The organism is Mesorhizobium sp. CNPSo 4671 (assembly GCF_057784245.1).
The window spans coordinates 73048-91080 of sequence record NZ_JBWLUW010000002.1; the positions used below are offsets into that span (position 1 = coordinate 73048).

Sequence of the window (18033 nt, forward strand, 5' to 3'; positions counted from 1 at the left end):
TCATCTTTGATTACAGAGTTTATCCTATCTTTGTAATATCAACAAAAACACGTCGCGGCTACGCTCCGCCTCATTCAACCTTCCAGAAGGACTTTTCATCATGAGTGAGCTGAATTTCGTGACTGTCGGCGATGGCACCCGTATCGCCTACCGCTTCGATGGCGATGCCGCAAAGCCGGTGCTGGTGCTGTCGAACTCCATCGCCACCACGTTGCACATGTGGGACGGACAGGTCGGCGAGCTGTCGAAACATTTCCGTGTTCTGCGTTACGACTTTCGCGGCCATGGCGGGTCAAGCGCCCCAGCTGGCGCCTATTCGCTCGACCGGCTTGGCCGCGACGTGATCGAGCTGCTCGATGCGCTCGGCCTTGGACGTGTGCATTTTCTCGGCCTGTCGCTCGGCGGCTTCGTCGGGCAGTGGCTCGGCATCCATGCGCTCGAGCGCATCGACCGGCTGATCCTGAGCAACACCTCGTCCCATCTCGGCCCGGCAAGCTATTTCGACGAGCGGATTGGCGTTGTCCGGCAGGCGCCGGACATGTCGGAAACCGCCGAAATGTTCCTCAACAACTGGTTCCCCGCGCGGATGGTGGCGGCCAACGAACCCGTCATCGCTGAATTTCGCACGATGCTGCTCGCGATCGACCGACAAGGCCTGGCAGGTCTGTTCGCGGCGGTCCGCGATGCCGATCTTCGCCGCACGGTCGCGCTGATCAACCGGCCGACATTGGTGATCGCCGGCGAGCACGACACGGTGACGGCGGCCAGCCACAGTGAGATGATCGCGGCGGCGGTGCCCGGCGCGAAGCTGGTTGTGCTGCCCGCGGTTCACCTGTCGAATGTGGAGTATCCGGCAGAATTCATAGAGGCGGTGCTCGATTTTCTGCGCTGAGCCGGCGCGGGGTGAGGGAGGTTCGCAGCCTGCTATAGAGCGGACTTCACGGCTTGCACATCGGCAGCGGCTGCGCGGGTGGCGCGGGATGATCTTTCTTGTACTGGGCGATCATCGGCTCAAGGGTTTTTTGCGGCCAGAATTTCGGCGCGCCGATTTCCTTCAGGCAGGATGCGTTCCAATAGGGCGCTTCGCCGGAGGGTGAATGGCCTTTTGCTGCTTGTGCGACGGCGGCGATGTCGCGCGATTCCGGATAGATGTAGAGCGTCGTCGGGTTGTCCTTGACCATCGCGATGATCTGCTGGGCATCCGTCGGCGACCAGCTGGTGCAGCCATTGCTGCGGCCGCCCGCATAGTCCACCAGCTTGCCGAACGGCACCAGACCATCGTGATCGGCATAGGAGCTGTTGGGGCTTTTGCGCATGCACATGGTACGCAGCACCTGCGCCGCGTGGCCGCCGATCACGCGCTGCCTGGCGTTGGCGGCTTCGCCTTCGCCGTCGAACTGGATGAAGGTTCGCAGGAAGGCAGCGTCCTGCTTCGCACCGGTGCGATAAAAACCCTTGAACGACGTTTTCGACTCCCGGGTCATGTATGCCCCGCCAGCCGTTAGTTCCGAATCCATGGCATTGCCAAAATTCTTGGAACACCGCCTGCCGTTTGAAAAATCGACCGTGCCTTTCAGGTTCTTGCCGGCCCCGTGACCCGATGCGATAGCACGAAACGACTGGCTGGCTTCGCAGACGACATAATACCGGCGCCCGAGCACGCCATTGCCGAGATCGCCGGGACGTGTCGCATCCATGGCGAAATAGCAGGGGTTCCTGACTGCGCCTTGCGCCACCTTCTTCAGGTAGAGCGCGCGCGCCCGCTCCAGCACCACTTGTGAGATCTGGCCGTCGCTGTCCCCGACATGGGCCTGCAGCCAAGCCGGGATGCCGGATGGCGCGGCGAAGGACCGGACCGTCGCCGTCAGGGCTATGACGATGACAAGAAGGCTGAGGGTGACGACAATACCCAGAGGGACAAATCTCAACCGCACCGGTTCAATTCTCCTGCCGAAGCCATGCGAATCTTTGCGGGTGTTATATCCGCAACCGATCATAAAAGGCCGTGCGCCGATCGGCGAGACACATCTTGTTTAACGTGTCGCGGCGGGGTCGTTTTGCGATCAGTCCAGCGGAGAAGTATGTCGGGCCAGCCTTCCTGAATCTCCTCGCAGCGTCCGTGCAACAAGCTTGGAGATGGCAAAAGGACGCTCTATAATCGATTCCTACAAAATAGTTATCGACCGTCTGAAGATGGACCCCCTCAGCGACGTCATCTCCCTTTTGCAACCCAGCACGGCGATCTCCAAGCCCATCAGGGGACGCGGTCGATGGGGCGTGCGTTACGCCGCCTATGATGCACCCGGCTTCACCATAATCGTGGAGGGGACGTGCTGGATCGCGTTCGAGGGCAAGGATCCAGTCAAGTTCGAGAAAGGCGACTTCCTCCTCTTGCCTTCCACACCGCCATTCTCCCTCAGCAGCCATCCGGGCATCGACTGTGAGCTCAGGGCGCCGATGGACATTGCCATCCGGCACGGCGACCCAGATGGAGAGCCCGACTTCGTCGCGCTCGGCGGTACGTTCCGGATCGAGCCGGTCAACGCCCCGCTCCTAGTTGCGCTCCTTCCGAGCGTCATCCACGTGCCGGTATCGCAGGGGCGTTCCGGCAGGCTTGGCAAGGTTATCGAGCTCATCATGGAAGAGTGCGAGAACGAAGATCCGGGCAAGGAAATGGTTTTGCAGAGATTGCTCGAGGTTCTGCTCGTGGAAGCGCTCCGATGGCATGGCATCGCCCACGGCGCGGCTGGCCTGCTCAGCGGGATGCGGGACCCGGTGCTCGCGCGCGTGCTGCGCTCAATGCACGAGGATGTCCGGGTGGGCTGGACGGTCGCGGAACTCGCCAAGGTTGCCGGGCTTTCGCGGTCGGCGTTCGCGGCTCGCTTTGTGGCCGTGCTGGGTTGCGGCCCGATCGAGTATCTGGCTCGCTGGCGCATGGCGCTGGCCAAGGATGCTCTCATCCGCGGCTCGAAAACCTTGGACAAAATAGCTGATGAGATCGGCTACGAGTCCGCCAGCGCCTTCAGCACGGCCTTCAGGAAGCGGCTTGGCTGCTCACCGGGAAGGTTCGCCCGCGGCAATGGTGTCGGCGTAACCGGCTGAGGCTCTTCCCTCACGGCGAGGCCTCTTCAAACGCTTCCGTTGATAACTCCGACCTGCTCTCGTTCGGCCTAAGCGATTTTTTTGGACAGTTGGAAATAAAACTAGGACTATCAATTATAGATCGTCTGCTTTGGCAAGCCTACGGAGGGTTTATCGAAACCAACGGAGCTTACCATGCAAACGATCCTCATCACTGGCTGTTCTTCTGGCTATGGCCTGGAGACGGCCCGCCATTTCCTCGCCAACGGGTGGAATGTCATCGCCACCATGCGGACGCCGCGACAGGACATACTGCCGCGCTCGGAGCGCCTGCGGATCCTGCCCCTGGACGTCACCAGCGAGGCCAGCATCGCGGCGGTGGTCAAAGCCGCCGGTCAGATCGATGTTCTGGTGAACAATGCAGGCATCGGCGTGGTCGGCGCCTTTGAAGCGACAACGATGTCGCACGTCCGCAAGATATTCGACACCAACAGCTTTGGCGTGATGGCGATGGCGCAGGCCGTGATCCCGCAGATGCGCGAGCGTCGGTCCGGGGCGATCGTCAACGTCACTTCCAGTGCCACCCTGGCGCCGATGCCCCTGGCGGCGGCCTACACCGCCAGCAAGCAGGCCATCGAGGGCTTCACCGGATCGCTCGCGCACGAACTCGGCTATTTCGGGATTCGCGCCAAGCTGGTCGAGCCCGGATACGCGCCAACGACGCGGTTTACACAAAACACTTCGGTGCCCATCGAAGACATGATCCCGGAAGCCTACGCCGATTTCGCTGCACCGATCTTCGCTGCCTTCGCCCAGCCTGCGCTGACCACCAGGGAAAGCGACGTCGCCGAAGCTGTCTGGGCCGCGGTCCACGACACTTCAGGCCAACTCCGCTTTCCGGCTGGCCCGGACGCGGTCGCGTTGGCAAAAGCTGGCTGAAGTCTCCCAGTCGCGCCTCGGATGCTTTGTCGGCCTCGGCCTGCTGTTTCGGGGGGCTGAGCCAGTTTGCGTCGGCCATCCGCGCACCCGCGATTTTCGATCCGCCGGGATTGGGCTATGATTTGATTCTGGCGTGGCCCACGCCTCCTCCCTCCGCTGGGAAAGCATTCGTTCATGCGGGGCATTCTCATCACCGAACCGACTGATCGAGCACCAGGCATAAGGAGGGGTTGCGAAAACTGCTCGCACCAGGAGGTTTTTGAGATGATTCTATCCGCGCCTGTCTACCATCTGAAGCGTCAAGCAAGGCTGTTGTCGCGCGAGGCAAAAATCCCGCTCCACCAGGCGCTTGACCGGATTGCCGCGCAAGAGGGATTTGCCAGTTGGAGCCTGCTTGCGGCGAAGCTGTCCGAGACGGCGCCCGCCAGCAGGTTGTTCGCGCAACTGGCACCTGGTGATCTGGTTCTGGTCGGCGCGCGGCCGGGCCATGGCAAGACGCTGATGAGCCTCGAACTGGCGGTCGAAGCGATGAAGTCGGGCCATCGCAGCGTGTTCTTCACGCTGGAATATACGCAACGCGATGTGCTGGAGCGGTTCCGCGCTGTCGGCGTCGAGCCGGCCCGGTTCGACGGACTGTTCGAGTTCGACACTTCCGATGCAATCAGCGCCGGCTATATCGTCAGGATGTTGGGGTCGGCGCCGCGCGGCACGCTGGCGGTCATCGATTATCTGCAACTGCTCGATCAGAAACGAGAGAACCCCGGCCTGATGGACCAGGTCCGCACGCTGAAGGCTTTCGCGCGCGATAGCGGCGTGATCCTGGTCTTCATCTCGCAGATCGACCGGTCCTACGATCCGGCGAAGAAGCCGGTCCCGGATATCAGTGATGTTCGCCTGCCCAACCCGCTTGATTTGTCCCTGTTCGACAAAGCCTGCTTCCTGAACGAGGGCGAGATCCGCTTCCATGCGGCTTGAGCGCTCCGGCGGCCAAGGCTATCCCTACGTGGTTGGGAGAGCATGGATCATGGTCGAGATCGTCAAACCGGCGCTTGAACATCTGCCGTCCTACAAGGCGGCGCTCGAGCGCGGCTGGTCGCCGGACAATGTGCGGCTCGTGGAGGCGACGCGCGAGCAACTCGCGGCGATAGAGCAGGATCCGGTGGCGTTCCTGGCCAGTCTCGATGACCCAGAAGCCAGGGGTGACCCGATCACCTTGCCCGACGGCACGCAAGTGCCGCGCCTGCCGGGGTTCCGCCGCTGGATCTGGGATGGCGAGGCGTCCGGCTCGATCGGTTTTCGCTGGCAGAAGGGCACGGCGGAACTGCCCTCGCATGTGCTTGGCCATATCGGCTATGCGGTGGTGCCGTGGAAGCGGCGGCGCGGCTACGCGACCGAGGCGCTACGGCTGATGCTCGATGAGGCGAGGGCGGTCGGCCTGCCCTATGTCGAGATCACCGCCAAGCCGGGCAATCCGGCCTCGCACAAGGTGATCCTGGCCAATGGCGGCAAGCTCGTAGAGCGCTTCTTCGAGGATGCCGCCTATGGCGGGGTGGAGAGTTTGCGGTTCCGGATCGATTTGTAGGTCGCCTTAAAGCGCGTCGCATCGAAACGGATTCATGCGACGCGCTTTAGGTCTTTATGCATGTCGTCCCCCCAAAACCGAGGTCACTTTTGGGCAACATGCATTAGAGTTCCTGCTCGCGCAGCCAGTCGGCCAGCGATGCGCGATGCTTGCCGGCCCTGCCGGTGAAGGCCTCGGCGGACAGCATGGAGTTCAACACCGCCTCCTGCGTGGCTTCCACGGCCGCCCGAAAAAGCATGTCGATGCGCGCTTCGTTGAGCGCGAGCAGGGGCACCAGATCGCGGCTTTCATCGTGATCGACCAGATTGCCGGTGCTGAAGGCGATGGCGATGTCACCACTGCCATGGCCCCAGAAAGAGCCGGGCCTGGCAATGCCGGCTCCGGCGCGGCGCGCCACCCTTTCAAGCTGGCGGTGTTCGAGCGGCACGTCGGTTGCCAGCACGATCATGACCGAGCCGCGCTCGACCTCGGCCGGTTGTCTGGGGTCAGGCCGGCGCCCATCGGGCAGAACGAGGTCTCCGGACCTGCCGAAGTTCGACAGAACGAGAACGCCGAGGTGATGGCCGCCGCCGAGCGCGATTCTTCTGGACGCCGAGCCGATGCCGCCTTTGAAGCCGAAGCAAGTCATTCCCGTTCCGGCGCCGATATTGCCTTGTTCGACCTCGCCCGCATGCGCGTCGGCCAGCGCGGCGAGGGCGTGTTCCTCTGATATCGCCAGGGCCTGGATGTCGTTCAGCGGACCGTCATTGCATTCGCCGACCACCGGATTGACGGTTCCGGTGGTGCGGCCGATATCCGGGTTCATGCGGATGGCGTCGCGGATCAGCGCCGTGGCGCAGGTGCCCACCGAGAGCGTGTTGGTCAAGAGAACAGGCGTTTCGATGGTGCCGAGCTCCTGCACCTGTGTCAGGCCGGCAGTCTTGCCGAAGCCGTTGATGACGTGGCTTGCCGCCGTCACCTTCCTGCGGAACAGATTTCCGCCATGCGGCAGGATCGCCGTCACGCCGGTGTTGACGTCGCCGTTGCGCAGCGTGCAGTGACCGACGCGCACACCGGGCACATCGGTGATCGCATTGTGCATGCCCGCCGGCAAGGTGCCGCAGATCAGGCCGAAATCGCTGACAGTTCTGGACATGCGTCAGACGTGCTCGTCGGCACACAACGCATGGTCGGACAGCGCGCGGATGACGTAGCAGTCGCCGACAGTTTTGCCGTCGCAGCAGGAGGCGATGCGCTCCAGCTCGGTTTCCAGCCGCTTCAGCTGGGCGATCTTTTCGCGCACGGAAATCAGTTGTTCTTCGGCAATCTTGTCGGCGTGGCCGCAAGGCTGCTCGGGATGGCCGCTCAATTCGATCAGCAACCGGATGTCCTCGACGGCGAAGCCGAGGTCGCGGGCGTGGCGGATGAAGGCCAGCCGCTCCAGCTCTTGCCTTGAGTAGCGGCGCTGGTTGCCTTCCGAGCGCTCGGGCGCTGCGACCAGGCCCATCTGCTCGTAATAGCGGATGGTCGGCACCTTGACCCCGGTGCGGCGCGAGAGATCACCGATCGAAAACATGCATTTTGCCTCTTGAAGCTCTAGTGACTAGAGCAATTACAGTGCCTGACATCAGGGTTCAAGGCCCATGCGGCGGCACGCCGCGCGAGAGCAGACAGGTGATGGGATGACGGCTCCTCTAAAGCAGACAAGGTTCAAGATCGGCGGCATGGATTGCGCCTCGTGCGCGGCCAAGATCGACACGGCTGTGCGCCGCCTCGACGGCGTCGTCGACGTCTCGGTTTCCGTGACGGGCGCCAGCATGACGGTCAGCCATGGCGTGCCGCTCAATGACGACAAGGTGCTGCAGCAGGTGGCGCGGCTGGGTTATGGCATCGTTAGGGCGGAGGCCAGGGCCGATGGGCCAGCGGCCAAGGCGCATGACCATGCGGGCCATGACCATGGCGGCGGCCAACAAATCGCCAAAGAGGCCGCAGGGTCATCGCATCTGCACAGCCACGCCGAGCCGGGGCAGGCGTGGTGGCGCAGCCGCCGCGCGGTGCTGACGTTGGCTTGTGCGGCAGCGCTTCTGGCCGCTTACGGTATCGGCCATCTGTTTCCGTCGACCGAGCGCTGGGTCTTCCTGGCGGCACTGCTGGTCGGCCTGGTGCCGATCGCACGGCGGGCGCTGATGGCGGCGCTGGCCGGCACACCGTTCTCGATCGAGACGCTGATGACCATCGCTGCCATTGGCGCGGTGATGATCGGCGCCACGGAAGAAGCGGTCGCCGTAGTGGTGCTGTTCCTGATCGGCGAGCTGCTGGAAGGGGTCGCCGCCGGCCGCGCGCGTGCCAGCATCCAGGGCCTGGCCGATATGGTGCCGAAGACGGCGCTGGTCGAGCGGGGAGGCGGCACTTCAGAAGTACCCGCGGACCTGATTGCCGTCGGTGACGTCATCGTGGTGCGGCCCGGCGACCGCATCCCGGCCGATGGCGAGATTGTCGAAGGCTCGAGCGATATCGACGAAGCTCCGGTGACCGGCGAGAGCACGCCGAAGCACAAGGGTGTCGCGGAATCGGTCTTCGCCGGCACGATCAACAGCGATGGCGTGCTGAAAGTGCGGGTGACGGCGGCCGCCTCCGACAACACCATCGCCCGCATCGTGCGGCTGGTGGAGGAGGCGCAGGAGGCCAAGGCGCCAACCGAGCGCTTCATCGACCGATTTTCGCGATATTATACGCCCGGTGTGCTGGTCGTTGGTGCGTTCGTGGCCGTGCTGCCGCCGCTTGTCGCCGGCGGCGGCTGGAACGAATGGATCTACAAGGGCCTGGCGATCCTCTTGATCGGCTGCCCCTGCGCGCTGGTTATCTCGACGCCGGCGGCGATCGCCGCCGGCCTGGCGACCGGCGCCCGACGCGGCCTGCTGATGAAGGGCGGCGCGGTGCTGGAGGGCTTTCGCCGGATCACGGCGGTCGCGTTCGACAAGACCGGCACGCTGACCGCGGGCAAGCCTGTTGTGACCGACATCGTCGCCTATGGCCGCGATGAGCGCTCCGTGTTGGCACTGGCGGCGGCGCTCGAGCAAGGCTCCAGTCATCCGCTGGCGGTGGCGATCCTTGACAGGGCCAGGGCCGACAAGGCGCCGGTGCCGCCGGCGCTCGCAGCGAAGGCAATCTCCGGCAAGGGCGTCGAAGGCAGCGTCGGCGGCGTGGCCGTCTTCCTGGGCTCCGGCCCAGCGGCGGGCGAACGTGCCGAGATGACGCAAGCGCAGCGGCTTGCCATCGACAGCCTCAACGGCCAGGCCAAGACCGTCTCGGTGCTGATCGCCGATGGCGCGGTGGCCGGGCTGATCGCCATGCGCGACGAGCCACGGCCGGATGCGGCGGCCGGCATCGCGGCGTTGAAAGGCGAGGGCATCCGCACGGTGATGCTGACCGGGGACAACCGACGCACGGCTGAAGCCATCGCCGCTTCGCTCGGCATCGAGGCGCGGGCGGAACTGCTGCCGCAGGACAAGCAGCGCATCGTCGGCGAGTTGCAGCGCGAAGGGCTCAAGGTGGCCAAGGTCGGCGACGGCATCAACGATGCGCCGGCGCTGGCCGCCGCCGACATCGGCGTCGCCATGGGCGGCGGCACCGACGTGGCGCTGGAGACGGCCGATGCGGCGATCCTGCATGGCCGTGTCATGGACATTGCCCGTATGGTGCGTTTGTCGCGAGCGGTGATGGCCAATATCGGCCAGAACATCACCGTAGCGCTGGGGTTGAAGGCGGTGTTCCTGGTCACCACCATTTTTGGCATTACCGGCCTGTGGCCGGCAATCCTGGCCGACACCGGCGCTACCGTGCTGGTCACCGCCAACGCCATGCGTCTCTTGCGTTGGCGCGGGTGAGGGCTTTGTCGTGGCTACTCGGCCGGCGCCGTCAGCGGCGGCGTGGCGTTGCTGCGGCCTTCCCAGACCTGGGAGACGACTGCGACCAGCACGGCGACCAGCATCGCCAAAGCGCCGGCCACCGGCAGGCTGCGATAGCCGTAGCCGGCATTGAGCATGGCGGCGCCCAGTGATGCGGCCAGCGCGATGCCGACATTGAAGCCGGACGGGATAAGCGAGGAGGCGAGGTTGGAGGCATCCGCCGTCCAGGCCAGGATGCGGGTCTGGATCGGCGTGCCGATGGCGAAGTTGAGGCCGCCCCAGATGACGATCGCGACAACCATCGGCACGGGGTAGGGACTGACGGCATAGATGACCGCCAGCGTCACCGCCTGTAGGCCAAGCATGGTGATCAGCGACGGCATCAGCTTCCAGTCGGACAGTTTGCCGCCGAGGAAGACGCCGAGCGTGGCGCCGACGCCGTTGAGCAGCAGCACCCAGGGCACCAGGTCTTCGTCGAGCCCGGTGACCTCCAGCAAAGTCGGGGTGATGTAGGTGAACAGGCAGAACTGGCCGAGCATCAGCATCAGCATAAGGATCAGCGAGGTCCAGACCTGCTGGCGCGCCAGGACTCGGACCTCACGCGCCAGGCCGGCGGGCTTGGCCTGATATCCGGTAGTGCGCGGCAGAAGGGCCGTCATCGCGAGCGTTGCCGCCACGCCCAGCGCGCACATCACCCAGAAGGTCGCGCGCCAGCCCCAGATGTTGCCGATCGCGGTGCCGGCCGGCACGCCGATGACGTTGGAGACGGTGAGGCCGGACAGGATGACCGCCACCGCCATGCCGCGTTTGTCCTCCGGAACGAGGCCGACGGCGACCACCATGGCGACGCCGAAATAGGCGCCATGCGCGACGGCCACGGCGATGCGCAAAAGCAGCATCGAGGTGAAATCGGGCGCCAGCGCACAGGCTGCCTGGCCGATGGTGAAGGCGACGGCGAGGCCGAGCAGCAAGGTCTTGCGCGGCAAGGATTTGGTGGCGAGCGCCAGCAGCGGCCCGCCAATGGCGATGCCGCAGGCATAGCCCGACACGAGATAGCCGGCGGATGGAACCGAGACGCCAAGCCCTTCCGCCACCTGCGGCAGCACGCCGGCAATGACGAATTCGGTGGTGCCGAAGGCGAAAGCGGCGATGAACAGGGCGATGAGCGGAAGCGACATGGGGAAAGCCTTGGCTGCAACGGCCTCAAACCATGGATGGACGGCCGGGGCAATCCAGAAATTTTTGTCGCGAGTTTAGGTTTTCTTGACTGGCAGCTTTAGGCTCGAGGCTTGCGGCCATAGGGAATCTTCAACCACGCCCGCTCGTGGAAATAGTAGAGCAGGGACTTGGTGAAGACCTCGGTTATGCCGATGGCCGCGGCGAGCTTGACGCTTCCTGTCACGACCAGGGAAATGATCAGCGTGTCGATGGTACCGGTCACGCGCCAGGAAAGCGCCTTGGCGAAACTGCGCGAATGGGTGTCCATCGATTCCTCCGAAAGCCTGGCCCAATCGATCCTTATCCTGACTGGCGGAAGCGGAGCAAAGGTATTTTGCTGTCGAAGCGAGGCGCAGTGAGGCGACTTCAGCTCGCCTTCAACCGCGACCCCGTCAGCAGGCCGCGCTCTTCCAGCACCGGATAGGCCATCGACGCCAGCAGCGAGTTGATCTGCTTCAGGTCGCGGATGGTGTCGAGGTGGATCGAGCTGGTTTCGACGCTCTTGGCGGTGCCTTCGCGCAGCCGCAGGAAATGGCTGGCGCTGGTTTCCTTCTCGCGGTCGCGCAACTGATCCTTCTCCAGCACCAGCTGACGGGCGGTTTCGGGGTCGCGCGAGACCAGCACGTTGAAGGCAAGCCTTGCATTGGCCAGCACAGAGCTGTGGAAGGCGGACAATTCGCTCCAGCCTTCGTCGGTGAATTCCAGCCCGCGGTCGAATTTCTTCTTCACATGCACCAGCATGTTGCGCACGATGATGTCGCCGACCTGCTCGAGTTTGACGCAGGCGCCGATCAGTTCCTGGCAGCGCAGCGCCTCGTCCTCGGTCAGCGGGTTCTTGGTGACCTTAGCGAGGTATAGTTTGATCGCCGCGTGCTTACGGTCGACGCGGTCGTCGAGGGCGGCCAGCGCCTTGATCTTGTCGCTGTCGGCGCTCTCGTAGAGTTCGATGATGCGCTTCAGCATGATCTCGACCGTCTCGCAGACCCGCACCACCTCGCGCGTGGCGTTGGCCAGTGCCTGGCTCGGCACATCCAGAGCGCTTTCGTTGAGCGCCGACAATTCGATGACGTCGAGCGAGGCCGCCGGCGCCGGCTTGGTGCCGAGCGCCACGATCTTTTCCGAGGCACGGTAGACGAAACCGGCCAGCGGCAGGCCGGCAAGCAGGATGATGACATTGAACAGGATATGGGCGTTGACGATTTGGTCGGCCGCCGTCGCGCCGAGGAAGCCGACATGCGGGCGGACGATCATGAACAGGATCAGCATGACCAGCGAGCCCAGCCCGCGCATCAGGAGATTGCCGATCGGCACGACGCGCACGGCGGGCCCGGCCGAGCGCGTCAGCATCGGCGCGATGATCGAGGAGCCAAGATTGACGCCGAGGATGAGGACGACGCCGAGTTCCGGGCTGATCAGGCCGCGGCCGGCCAGCGTCGCCATCAAAAGCACCGCCGCGATGCTCGACTGGAACAGCCAGGTGATCAGCGCCGCCAAGAGATAGGCGGTGATGGAATCGCTGGAGAAGTAGTTGATGATGACCGGCATCAGTTGGCTGTTGCGCAGGGGCTCGGAGGCCTGGCCGATCATTTCCAGCGACAGGATCAGAAGGCCGATGCCGACCAGGATGCGGCCGGTCTGACGCCAGTCGCGCCGCTCCGTGGCCATGAACATCACCGTGCCGGTGATAAGGCAGAGCGGTACCAGCAGCGTGAGATCGAAGGTCAAGAGCTTGACCACGAGTGCCGAGCCGATCTCGGCGCCGCGCACGGCCAATTGGCCGGCGGCACCCGAGACGATGCCGGAACCGGCGAAGGAGCCGACCAGCAGCGTCACCGCCGTCGAGCTTTGCAGCGCGATGGCGAGGCCGGTGCCGGCCAGCACCGCCATGATCGGATTGCGCATGGTGGCGCGCAGCCTGTGGCGCAGCACGTCGCCATAGGCGCGTTCGACGCCGGTCTTGACCATGCGGGTGGCAAACAGCATCAGCGCAACGGCGCCGGCCAGATGCAGAAGAACGACGGAACCGCTCATTGAGGCGCCTTCATGCGAATGGCGCGCGCGATGCGGACATCGCGGCGATCAGGTGAGAAAACAAGGGTACGAATCATGGTCATGGCAGCCGTGGATAATAGCCGGAATATTTTAGCCGGATAATAAAATCTTGTCGATTTTAGGAGGTCGTCGCAGCGCGACAGGCCGTGTCGGGAAATGGACGGGTGCGCAAAATGGTTGCATTGCCGGCCCATGGTGGTGCGGCGGATCCGCCGCACCTATCGCACTTCTGGCGTCCGGCTTGCGATGATGTTCAAATACCGGGAATAAGTAGAAGATTTCATTACACAATTGTAATGCTGGCATTCAGTTTCAGTTCATCCGCCGGCGGTTAATCCTCGGGGCATCGACAACCAAGGAGACTTCCCATGAAGCGCATTGTTCTTTCTGCTCTCGCTGTCGCGATGCTCGCCGCCACGTCGCTTACCGGCCAGGCCGCGCCGATGAACGCGCCGGTCGCGCCGCAGTCGAATTACACCAAGGTCGATTGGCAGAAGCCCGGCCATCACAACGATGTGAGGAAGCGCGTCTTCAAGAAGAAGGTCGTCGTGAAGCGCAACCACTGGCGCAACGGCCAGAGATATTCGGGCTGGAGGCAGCACCAGCCGATCCGCGACTATGGCCGCTACGGCCTGCATCGCCCCGGCCGCGGCCAGGAATGGATCCGCGTCGGCAACGACTATGTGCTGGTTGGCATCCTGTCGGGCGTCATCTTCGGCGCGCTTGCCGCGCAGTAAGTTCTGGCAGCTGGACTGAGAAGGAGGGGCGGCCCGTTACGGCCGCCTTTCTTTTTGCCCTGTGGAAACCGGGTATGGCCCGTATTGGGGGTCGTCGGATTTCGCCGGCGTGATTATATGGTGGGGAAACGAGTTCCCTCAATGCGCTTTCCGCCCGCCTTCCTTGACGAGATCCGCGACCGCGTGCCGATTTCACAGGTCATCGGCCAGCGCGTCGCGTGGGATCGCAAGAAAACCAATGCGTCGCGAGGCGACTATTGGGCCTGTTGCCCGTTCCATGGCGAGAAAAGCCCGTCCTTCCACTGCGAGGACAAGAAAGGCCGCTACCATTGTTTCGGCTGCGATGTGTCGGGCGACCATTTCAAGTTCCTCACCGAACTTGAGGGATTGAGTTTTCCCGAGGCGGTCGAGAAGATCGCCGATATGGCTGGCGTGCCGATGCCTGTGCGAGACGAGCGGGAGGAACGGCGCGAGCAGGAACGCGCCAGCCTGACCGACGTCATGGAAATGGCGACCACCTTTTTCCAGGAGCGGCTGCAGGGGCCTGAGGGAGCCAAAGCCCGCGCCTATCTGCGTGATCGTGGGCTGACGCCGGCGACGCAGCAGTCGTTCCGGCTTGGCTTCGCGCCCGATAGCCGCAATGCGCTGAAGGAACATCTCGCGGCAAAAGGCGTGCCGAAAGCCGATATCGAAGCGTGCGGGCTGGTGCGTCATGGCGACGATATCCCGGTCTCCTATGACTGGTTCCGCGACCGCATCATGTTCCCGATCCCGGATTCGCGCGGCAAGATCATCGCCTTTGGCGGCCGGGCGCTGGCGCCCGATGCGCTGGCCAAATACATGAACTCGCCCGACACCGAGCTCTTCCACAAGGGCAATGTGCTCTACAATTTCGCCCGGGCCCGCAAGGCGCTCGCCAAGGGCGGCACGGTCATTGCCGTCGAAGGCTATATGGACGTGATCGCGCTGGCGCAGGCCGGCTTCGAGAATGTCGTGGCGCCGCTCGGCACAGCGCTCACCGAGAACCAGCTCGAACTGTTGTGGCGCATGGCGCCGGAGCCGATGCTGTGCTTCGACGGCGACAAGGCTGGACTGAAGGCGGCATGGCGGGCTGCCGATCTCGCGCTGCCGTCGGTGCAGGCCGGGCGCTCGGCGCGTTTTGCACTGCTGCCGGAAGGCAAGGATCCCGACGACCTCGTCAAGGCCGAGGGGCCGGACGCTTTCCGCGCCGTGCTTGCCGATGCGCGGCCGCTGGTCGACCTGTTGTGGATGCGCGAGACAGCTGGCGGTGTCTTTGACACGCCGGAGCGGCGGGCGGAACTGGGAAAGACGCTGCGGGAGTTGACCAGCCGCATCCGCGACGAAAGCACGCGCTATCACTACCAGCAGGAAATGCGCGAGCGGGAAAAGAGCTTCTTCGGCTCGCAGCGCGATGCGCGGCAAGGGCGCCAGGACTGGAAACCGGGGCAGGGCAAGGCAGCCGCACCCGGCGGACAATTCGCCAAGCCTGGCGGCGGCCGCATGGCGATCACCGAAAGCCTCGGCCAGTCCGCGCTGGTCAAGCGCGGCAGCGAGGGCATGTCGGTGCGCGAGGCGACGATCATCGTGGCGCTGGTCAACCATCCGCCGCTGATCGACGAGAATTTCGCCCATGTCGAATTTCTCGACCTCGCCAATTCCGATCTGCAGCGGCTGCATGCCGCCATCCTCGACGCGATGGCGCATGACACGGCCAATGACCGCCACGCGGTGGTGGCGACGATCGAGCGCGCCGGCTGCGCAGAGATCTGGGAGCGCGCTGTCGGCCTGATCCGGCGGGCGCGGCAATGGCCGGCGCTGGAGACGGCGGCACTCGAGGATGCCCGCGACGCTCTGAACCAGGCACTGCACTTGCAGCGCAGCGCGCGCACCTTACATAAGGAGCTGAAACAGGCGGAAGCGGCGCTCGAAGCAGACCCCTCGGACGAAAACTTTCGCCATCTGATCGAAATTCAGGCGCAATTTCAGGATGTACAGGCGACGGAAGCGCTGATCGAAGGATTCGGCGTTTCGTCGGGCAGGGCTGGGCGAGCCTAAGTGCAGCTGAATACAGGAATGAGAGCGTGGCCGGGCTTCCCCAGGGGGCAAGGCGCGCTAAGTCGGGTAATTGATTCGCTTTTTTCATGCGAATCATGCCAGAGGCGCTTGACCTTCCGACAGAATGGCGGAATCAGGACGATTCGAAACGTTAACCCGCGCCCGCGCCGACGGGAAATGAGCGATGTGAGGTACTGGTCACTGGACAGGCAGGCCGTCTGCCACAGATATCAGGGTTAATCTGGACTTAACGGTAGATACGGTTACTGGCCCGGTGAAGCGCGTTTCATAAGCGAGCACATCCGGTTTTGACTGGTCCGACAGTTTACGCGGCTTCGATGGCAGCCGCTTGGAGAAGATAAAAAAAATGGCGACTAAGGAAAAGGAAGAGGTCGAGACCGAACGCGAAGGCGCCACCGATGGCCCTCTGCTCGACCTTTCCGATGATGCTGTCAAGAAGATGATCAAGGCCGCCAAGAAGCGCGGCTATGTCACGATGGACGAGCTGAATTCGGTGCTGCCTTCCGAGGAAGTGACCTCCGAGCAGATCGAGGACACGATGGCCATGCTGTCCGACATGGGCATCAATGTCGTCGAGGATGACGAGCAGGGCGAAGAGGCCGAGGCCGGCGACACCGCGGCCGATGCCGAGGAAGACGCCAACGAGCTGGCCGAACAGACCGGCACGGCGGTTGCCGCCACCACCACCAAGAAAGAGCCGACAGACCGCACCGACGATCCGGTGCGTATGTATCTGCGCGAGATGGGCTCGGTCGAGCTTCTGTCGCGCGAAGGCGAAATCGCCATTGCCAAGCGTATCGAGGCCGGCCGCGAGACGATGATCGCGGGCCTGTGCGAAAGCCCGCTGACCTTCCAGGCCATTATCATCTGGCGCGACGAGCTCAACGAATCCAAGATCCTGCTGCGCGAGATCATCGATCTTGAAGCCACCTATGCCGGCCCCGAAGCCAAGCAGGCGCCGGTGGTCGAGCGCATCGAGGAAGCGCCCAAGCCCGAGGAAAAGTCGCGCCGCGGACGCGACGAGGAAGACGACATCACCAATGTCGGCGCCGATACGCGCGGCATTGGCGACGATGACGAGGAAGACGAGGACGAGGCGAGCCTGTCGCTGGCGGCGATGGAAGCCGAACTGCGCCCGCAGGTGATGGAGACGCTCGACGTCATCGCCGACACCTACAAGAAGCTGCGCAAGCTGCAGGACCAGCAGGTCGAGAACCGTCTGGCCGCCGCCGGCACGCTGTCGCCCAGCCAGGACCGCCGGCTGAAGGAGCTGAAGGACCAGCTGATCAAGGCGGTGAAGTCGCTGTCGCTCAATACGGCGCGCATCGAGGCGCTGGTCGAGCAGCTCTACGACATCAACAAGCGCCTGGTGCAGAACGAGGGCAAGCTGCTCCGCCTCGCCGAAAGCTATGGCGTGCGCCGCGAGGAGTTCCTGAAGGAATATCAGGGATCGGAGCTCGATCCGAACTGGACGCGCGCGATCGGCAATCTGACCTCGCGAGGCTGGAAGGAATTCACCAAGAACGAGAAGGATGCGATCAAGGACCTGCGCGCCGAGATCCAGCACCTGGCCACCGAAACGGCGATCTCGATCCTGGAATTCCGCAAGATCGTCAACCAGGTGCAGAAGGGCGAGCGCGAGGCCGCGATCGCCAAGAAGGAAATGGTCGAGGCCAATCTGCGCCTCGTCATCTCCATCGCCAAGAAATACACCAACCGCGGCCTGCAGTTCCTTGACCTGATCCAGGAAGGCAATATCGGCCTGATGAAGGCGGTCGACAAATTCGAATACCGCCGCGGCTACAAGTTCTCGACCTACGCGACATGGTGGATCCGGCAGGCGATCACGCGTTCGATCGCCGACCAGGCGCGCACCATCCGCATCCCGGTGCATATGATCGAGACGATCAACAAGATCGTACGTACCTCGCGCCAGATGCTGCACGAGATCGGCCGCGAGCCGACGCCGGAAGAATTGGCCGAAAAGCTCGCCATGCCGCTCGAAAAAGTGCGCAAGGTGTTGAAGATCGCCAAGGAGCCGATCTCGCTCGAAACGCCGGTCGGCGACGAGGAGGATTCGCATCTGGGCGATTTCATCGAGGACAAGATGGCGATCCTGCCGATCGACGCGGCGATCCAGGCCAATCTGCGCGAGACCACCACGCGGGTTCTGGCCTCGCTGACGCCGCGCGAGGAGCGTGTGCTGCGCATGCGCTTCGGCATCGGCATGAACACCGACCACACGCTGGAAGAAGTCGGCCAGCAGTTCTCGGTCACCCGCGAGCGTATCCGCCAGATCGAAGCCAAGGCGCTGCGCAAGCTCAAGCACCCGAGCCGGTCGCGCAAGCTGCGCAGCTTCCTTGACAGCTGAGTTTGTCTGTCGCGAAGAATTGAGGGCGCCGATTGGCGCCCTTTTTCGTTTCAAGCGTTAAATCGTATC

General features: G+C 63.6%; 15 protein-coding genes. 9 read left to right on the forward strand and 6 right to left on the reverse strand.

What is annotated here, in order from left to right:
* The first annotated feature begins 100 nt into the window (after positions 1 to 100).
* Complete coding sequence (locus AC04SF_RS04720; protein WP_488476747.1) at positions 101 to 892, forward strand: alpha/beta fold hydrolase; 792 nt, start codon at positions 101 to 103, stop codon at positions 890 to 892.
* Positions 893 to 938: 46 nt separating this feature from the next.
* On the opposite strand, the gene AC04SF_RS04725 is transcribed toward AC04SF_RS04720, so the two are convergent.
* The gene (locus AC04SF_RS04725; protein ID WP_488476748.1) at positions 939 to 1934 is read right to left on the reverse strand and encodes a hypothetical protein; all 996 of its coding nucleotides are present in this window, start codon (positions 1932 to 1934) and stop codon (positions 939 to 941) included.
* Between the two features lie 202 nt (positions 1935 to 2136).
* Here AC04SF_RS04725 and AC04SF_RS04730 point away from each other — a divergent pair, with 202 nt between their 5' ends.
* From AC04SF_RS04730 to AC04SF_RS04745, 4 genes are all read left to right on the forward strand, one after another.
* Entirely contained in the window at positions 2137 to 3102 is a 966-nt protein-coding gene (locus AC04SF_RS04730) for an AraC family transcriptional regulator (RefSeq protein ID WP_488476749.1), read from the forward strand.
* A gap of 174 nt (positions 3103 to 3276) precedes the next feature.
* On the forward strand, positions 3277 to 4020 hold the full coding sequence (locus tag AC04SF_RS04735) for an SDR family oxidoreductase (protein WP_488476750.1): 744 nt from the start codon (positions 3277 to 3279) through the stop codon (positions 4018 to 4020).
* A gap of 264 nt (positions 4021 to 4284) precedes the next feature.
* Positions 4285 to 4995, forward strand: a complete 711-nt coding sequence (locus tag AC04SF_RS04740) for a DNA helicase (protein ID WP_488476751.1) — start codon at positions 4285 to 4287, stop codon at positions 4993 to 4995.
* Positions 4996 to 5044: 49 nt separating this feature from the next.
* Positions 5045 to 5602 carry a GNAT family N-acetyltransferase gene (locus tag AC04SF_RS04745; RefSeq protein WP_488476752.1) on the forward strand — a complete coding sequence of 186 codons (558 nt, stop codon included), beginning with the start codon at positions 5045 to 5047 and terminating at the stop codon, positions 5600 to 5602.
* A gap of 103 nt (positions 5603 to 5705) precedes the next feature.
* Here the strand turns inward: AC04SF_RS04745 and AC04SF_RS04750 are convergent, their stop codons facing one another.
* Positions 5706 to 6737, reverse strand: coding sequence for a DmpA family aminopeptidase (locus AC04SF_RS04750; RefSeq protein ID WP_488476753.1), 1032 nt, complete (start codon positions 6735 to 6737; stop codon positions 5706 to 5708).
* A 3-nt stretch (positions 6738 to 6740) separates the two neighbouring features.
* Positions 6741 to 7157, reverse strand: a complete 417-nt coding sequence (locus AC04SF_RS04755) for a MerR family transcriptional regulator (RefSeq protein ID WP_488476754.1) — start codon at positions 7155 to 7157, stop codon at positions 6741 to 6743.
* Between the two features lie 106 nt (positions 7158 to 7263).
* Here AC04SF_RS04755 and AC04SF_RS04760 point away from each other — a divergent pair, with 106 nt between their 5' ends.
* Positions 7264 to 9468, forward strand: a complete 2205-nt coding sequence (locus tag AC04SF_RS04760; protein WP_488476755.1) for a heavy metal translocating P-type ATPase — start codon at positions 7264 to 7266, stop codon at positions 9466 to 9468.
* Positions 9469 to 9482: 14 nt separating this feature from the next.
* On the opposite strand, the gene AC04SF_RS04765 is transcribed toward AC04SF_RS04760, so the two are convergent.
* The 3 genes from AC04SF_RS04765 to AC04SF_RS04775 form a co-directional block, all read right to left on the reverse strand.
* Positions 9483 to 10667, reverse strand: a complete 1185-nt coding sequence (locus AC04SF_RS04765) for an MFS transporter (RefSeq protein ID WP_488476756.1) — start codon at positions 10665 to 10667, stop codon at positions 9483 to 9485.
* Between the two features lie 98 nt (positions 10668 to 10765).
* Positions 10766 to 10975 carry a DUF2061 domain-containing protein gene (locus AC04SF_RS04770; protein WP_488476757.1) on the reverse strand — a complete coding sequence of 70 codons (210 nt, stop codon included), beginning with the start codon at positions 10973 to 10975 and terminating at the stop codon, positions 10766 to 10768.
* A gap of 98 nt (positions 10976 to 11073) precedes the next feature.
* Positions 11074 to 12738 carry a Na/Pi cotransporter family protein gene (locus AC04SF_RS04775; protein ID WP_096449070.1) on the reverse strand — a complete coding sequence of 555 codons (1665 nt, stop codon included), beginning with the start codon at positions 12736 to 12738 and terminating at the stop codon, positions 11074 to 11076.
* 389 nt (positions 12739 to 13127) lie between these two features.
* On the opposite strand from AC04SF_RS04775, the gene AC04SF_RS04780 reads away from it, so the two are divergent.
* The 3 genes from AC04SF_RS04780 (at position 13128) to rpoD (ending at position 17964) form a co-directional block, all read left to right on the forward strand.
* The gene (locus AC04SF_RS04780) at positions 13128 to 13496 is read left to right on the forward strand and encodes an RcnB family protein (RefSeq protein WP_488476758.1); all 369 of its coding nucleotides are present in this window, start codon (positions 13128 to 13130) and stop codon (positions 13494 to 13496) included.
* A 141-nt stretch (positions 13497 to 13637) separates the two neighbouring features.
* The gene (gene dnaG / locus AC04SF_RS04785) at positions 13638 to 15572 is read left to right on the forward strand and encodes a DNA primase (protein WP_488476759.1); all 1935 of its coding nucleotides are present in this window, start codon (positions 13638 to 13640) and stop codon (positions 15570 to 15572) included.
* Between the two features lie 367 nt (positions 15573 to 15939).
* The gene (gene rpoD / locus AC04SF_RS04790; RefSeq protein ID WP_095201737.1) at positions 15940 to 17964 is read left to right on the forward strand and encodes an RNA polymerase sigma factor RpoD; all 2025 of its coding nucleotides are present in this window, start codon (positions 15940 to 15942) and stop codon (positions 17962 to 17964) included.
* Positions 17965 to 18033 lie beyond the last annotated feature (69 nt).

Excerpts from the sequence above, each read along its gene's own strand:
- AC04SF_RS04720 (WP_488476747.1), top strand. The coding sequence starts at position 101 with ATGAGTGAGCTGAATTTCGTGACTGTCGGCGATGGCACCCGTATCGCC.
- AC04SF_RS04730 (WP_488476749.1), top strand. The coding sequence starts at position 2,137 with ATGGCAAAAGGACGCTCTATAATCGATTCCTACAAAATAGTTATCGAC.
- AC04SF_RS04735 (WP_488476750.1), top strand. The coding sequence starts at position 3,277 with ATGCAAACGATCCTCATCACTGGCTGTTCTTCTGGCTATGGCCTGGAG.
- AC04SF_RS04740 (WP_488476751.1), top strand. The coding sequence starts at position 4,285 with ATGATTCTATCCGCGCCTGTCTACCATCTGAAGCGTCAAGCAAGGCTG.
- AC04SF_RS04745 (WP_488476752.1), top strand. The coding sequence starts at position 5,045 with ATGGTCGAGATCGTCAAACCGGCGCTTGAACATCTGCCGTCCTACAAG.
- AC04SF_RS04750 (WP_488476753.1), bottom strand. The coding sequence starts at position 6,737 with ATGTCCAGAACTGTCAGCGATTTCGGCCTGATCTGCGGCACCTTGCCG.
- AC04SF_RS04755 (WP_488476754.1), bottom strand. The coding sequence starts at position 7,157 with ATGTTTTCGATCGGTGATCTCTCGCGCCGCACCGGGGTCAAGGTGCCG.
- AC04SF_RS04760 (WP_488476755.1), top strand. The coding sequence starts at position 7,264 with ATGACGGCTCCTCTAAAGCAGACAAGGTTCAAGATCGGCGGCATGGAT.
- AC04SF_RS04765 (WP_488476756.1), bottom strand. The coding sequence starts at position 10,667 with ATGTCGCTTCCGCTCATCGCCCTGTTCATCGCCGCTTTCGCCTTCGGC.
- AC04SF_RS04770 (WP_488476757.1), bottom strand. The coding sequence starts at position 10,975 with ATGGACACCCATTCGCGCAGTTTCGCCAAGGCGCTTTCCTGGCGCGTG.
- AC04SF_RS04775 (WP_096449070.1), bottom strand. The coding sequence starts at position 12,738 with ATGAGCGGTTCCGTCGTTCTTCTGCATCTGGCCGGCGCCGTTGCGCTG.
- AC04SF_RS04780 (WP_488476758.1), top strand. The coding sequence starts at position 13,128 with ATGAAGCGCATTGTTCTTTCTGCTCTCGCTGTCGCGATGCTCGCCGCC.
- dnaG (WP_488476759.1), top strand. The coding sequence starts at position 13,638 with ATGCGCTTTCCGCCCGCCTTCCTTGACGAGATCCGCGACCGCGTGCCG.
- rpoD (WP_095201737.1), top strand. The coding sequence starts at position 15,940 with ATGGCGACTAAGGAAAAGGAAGAGGTCGAGACCGAACGCGAAGGCGCC.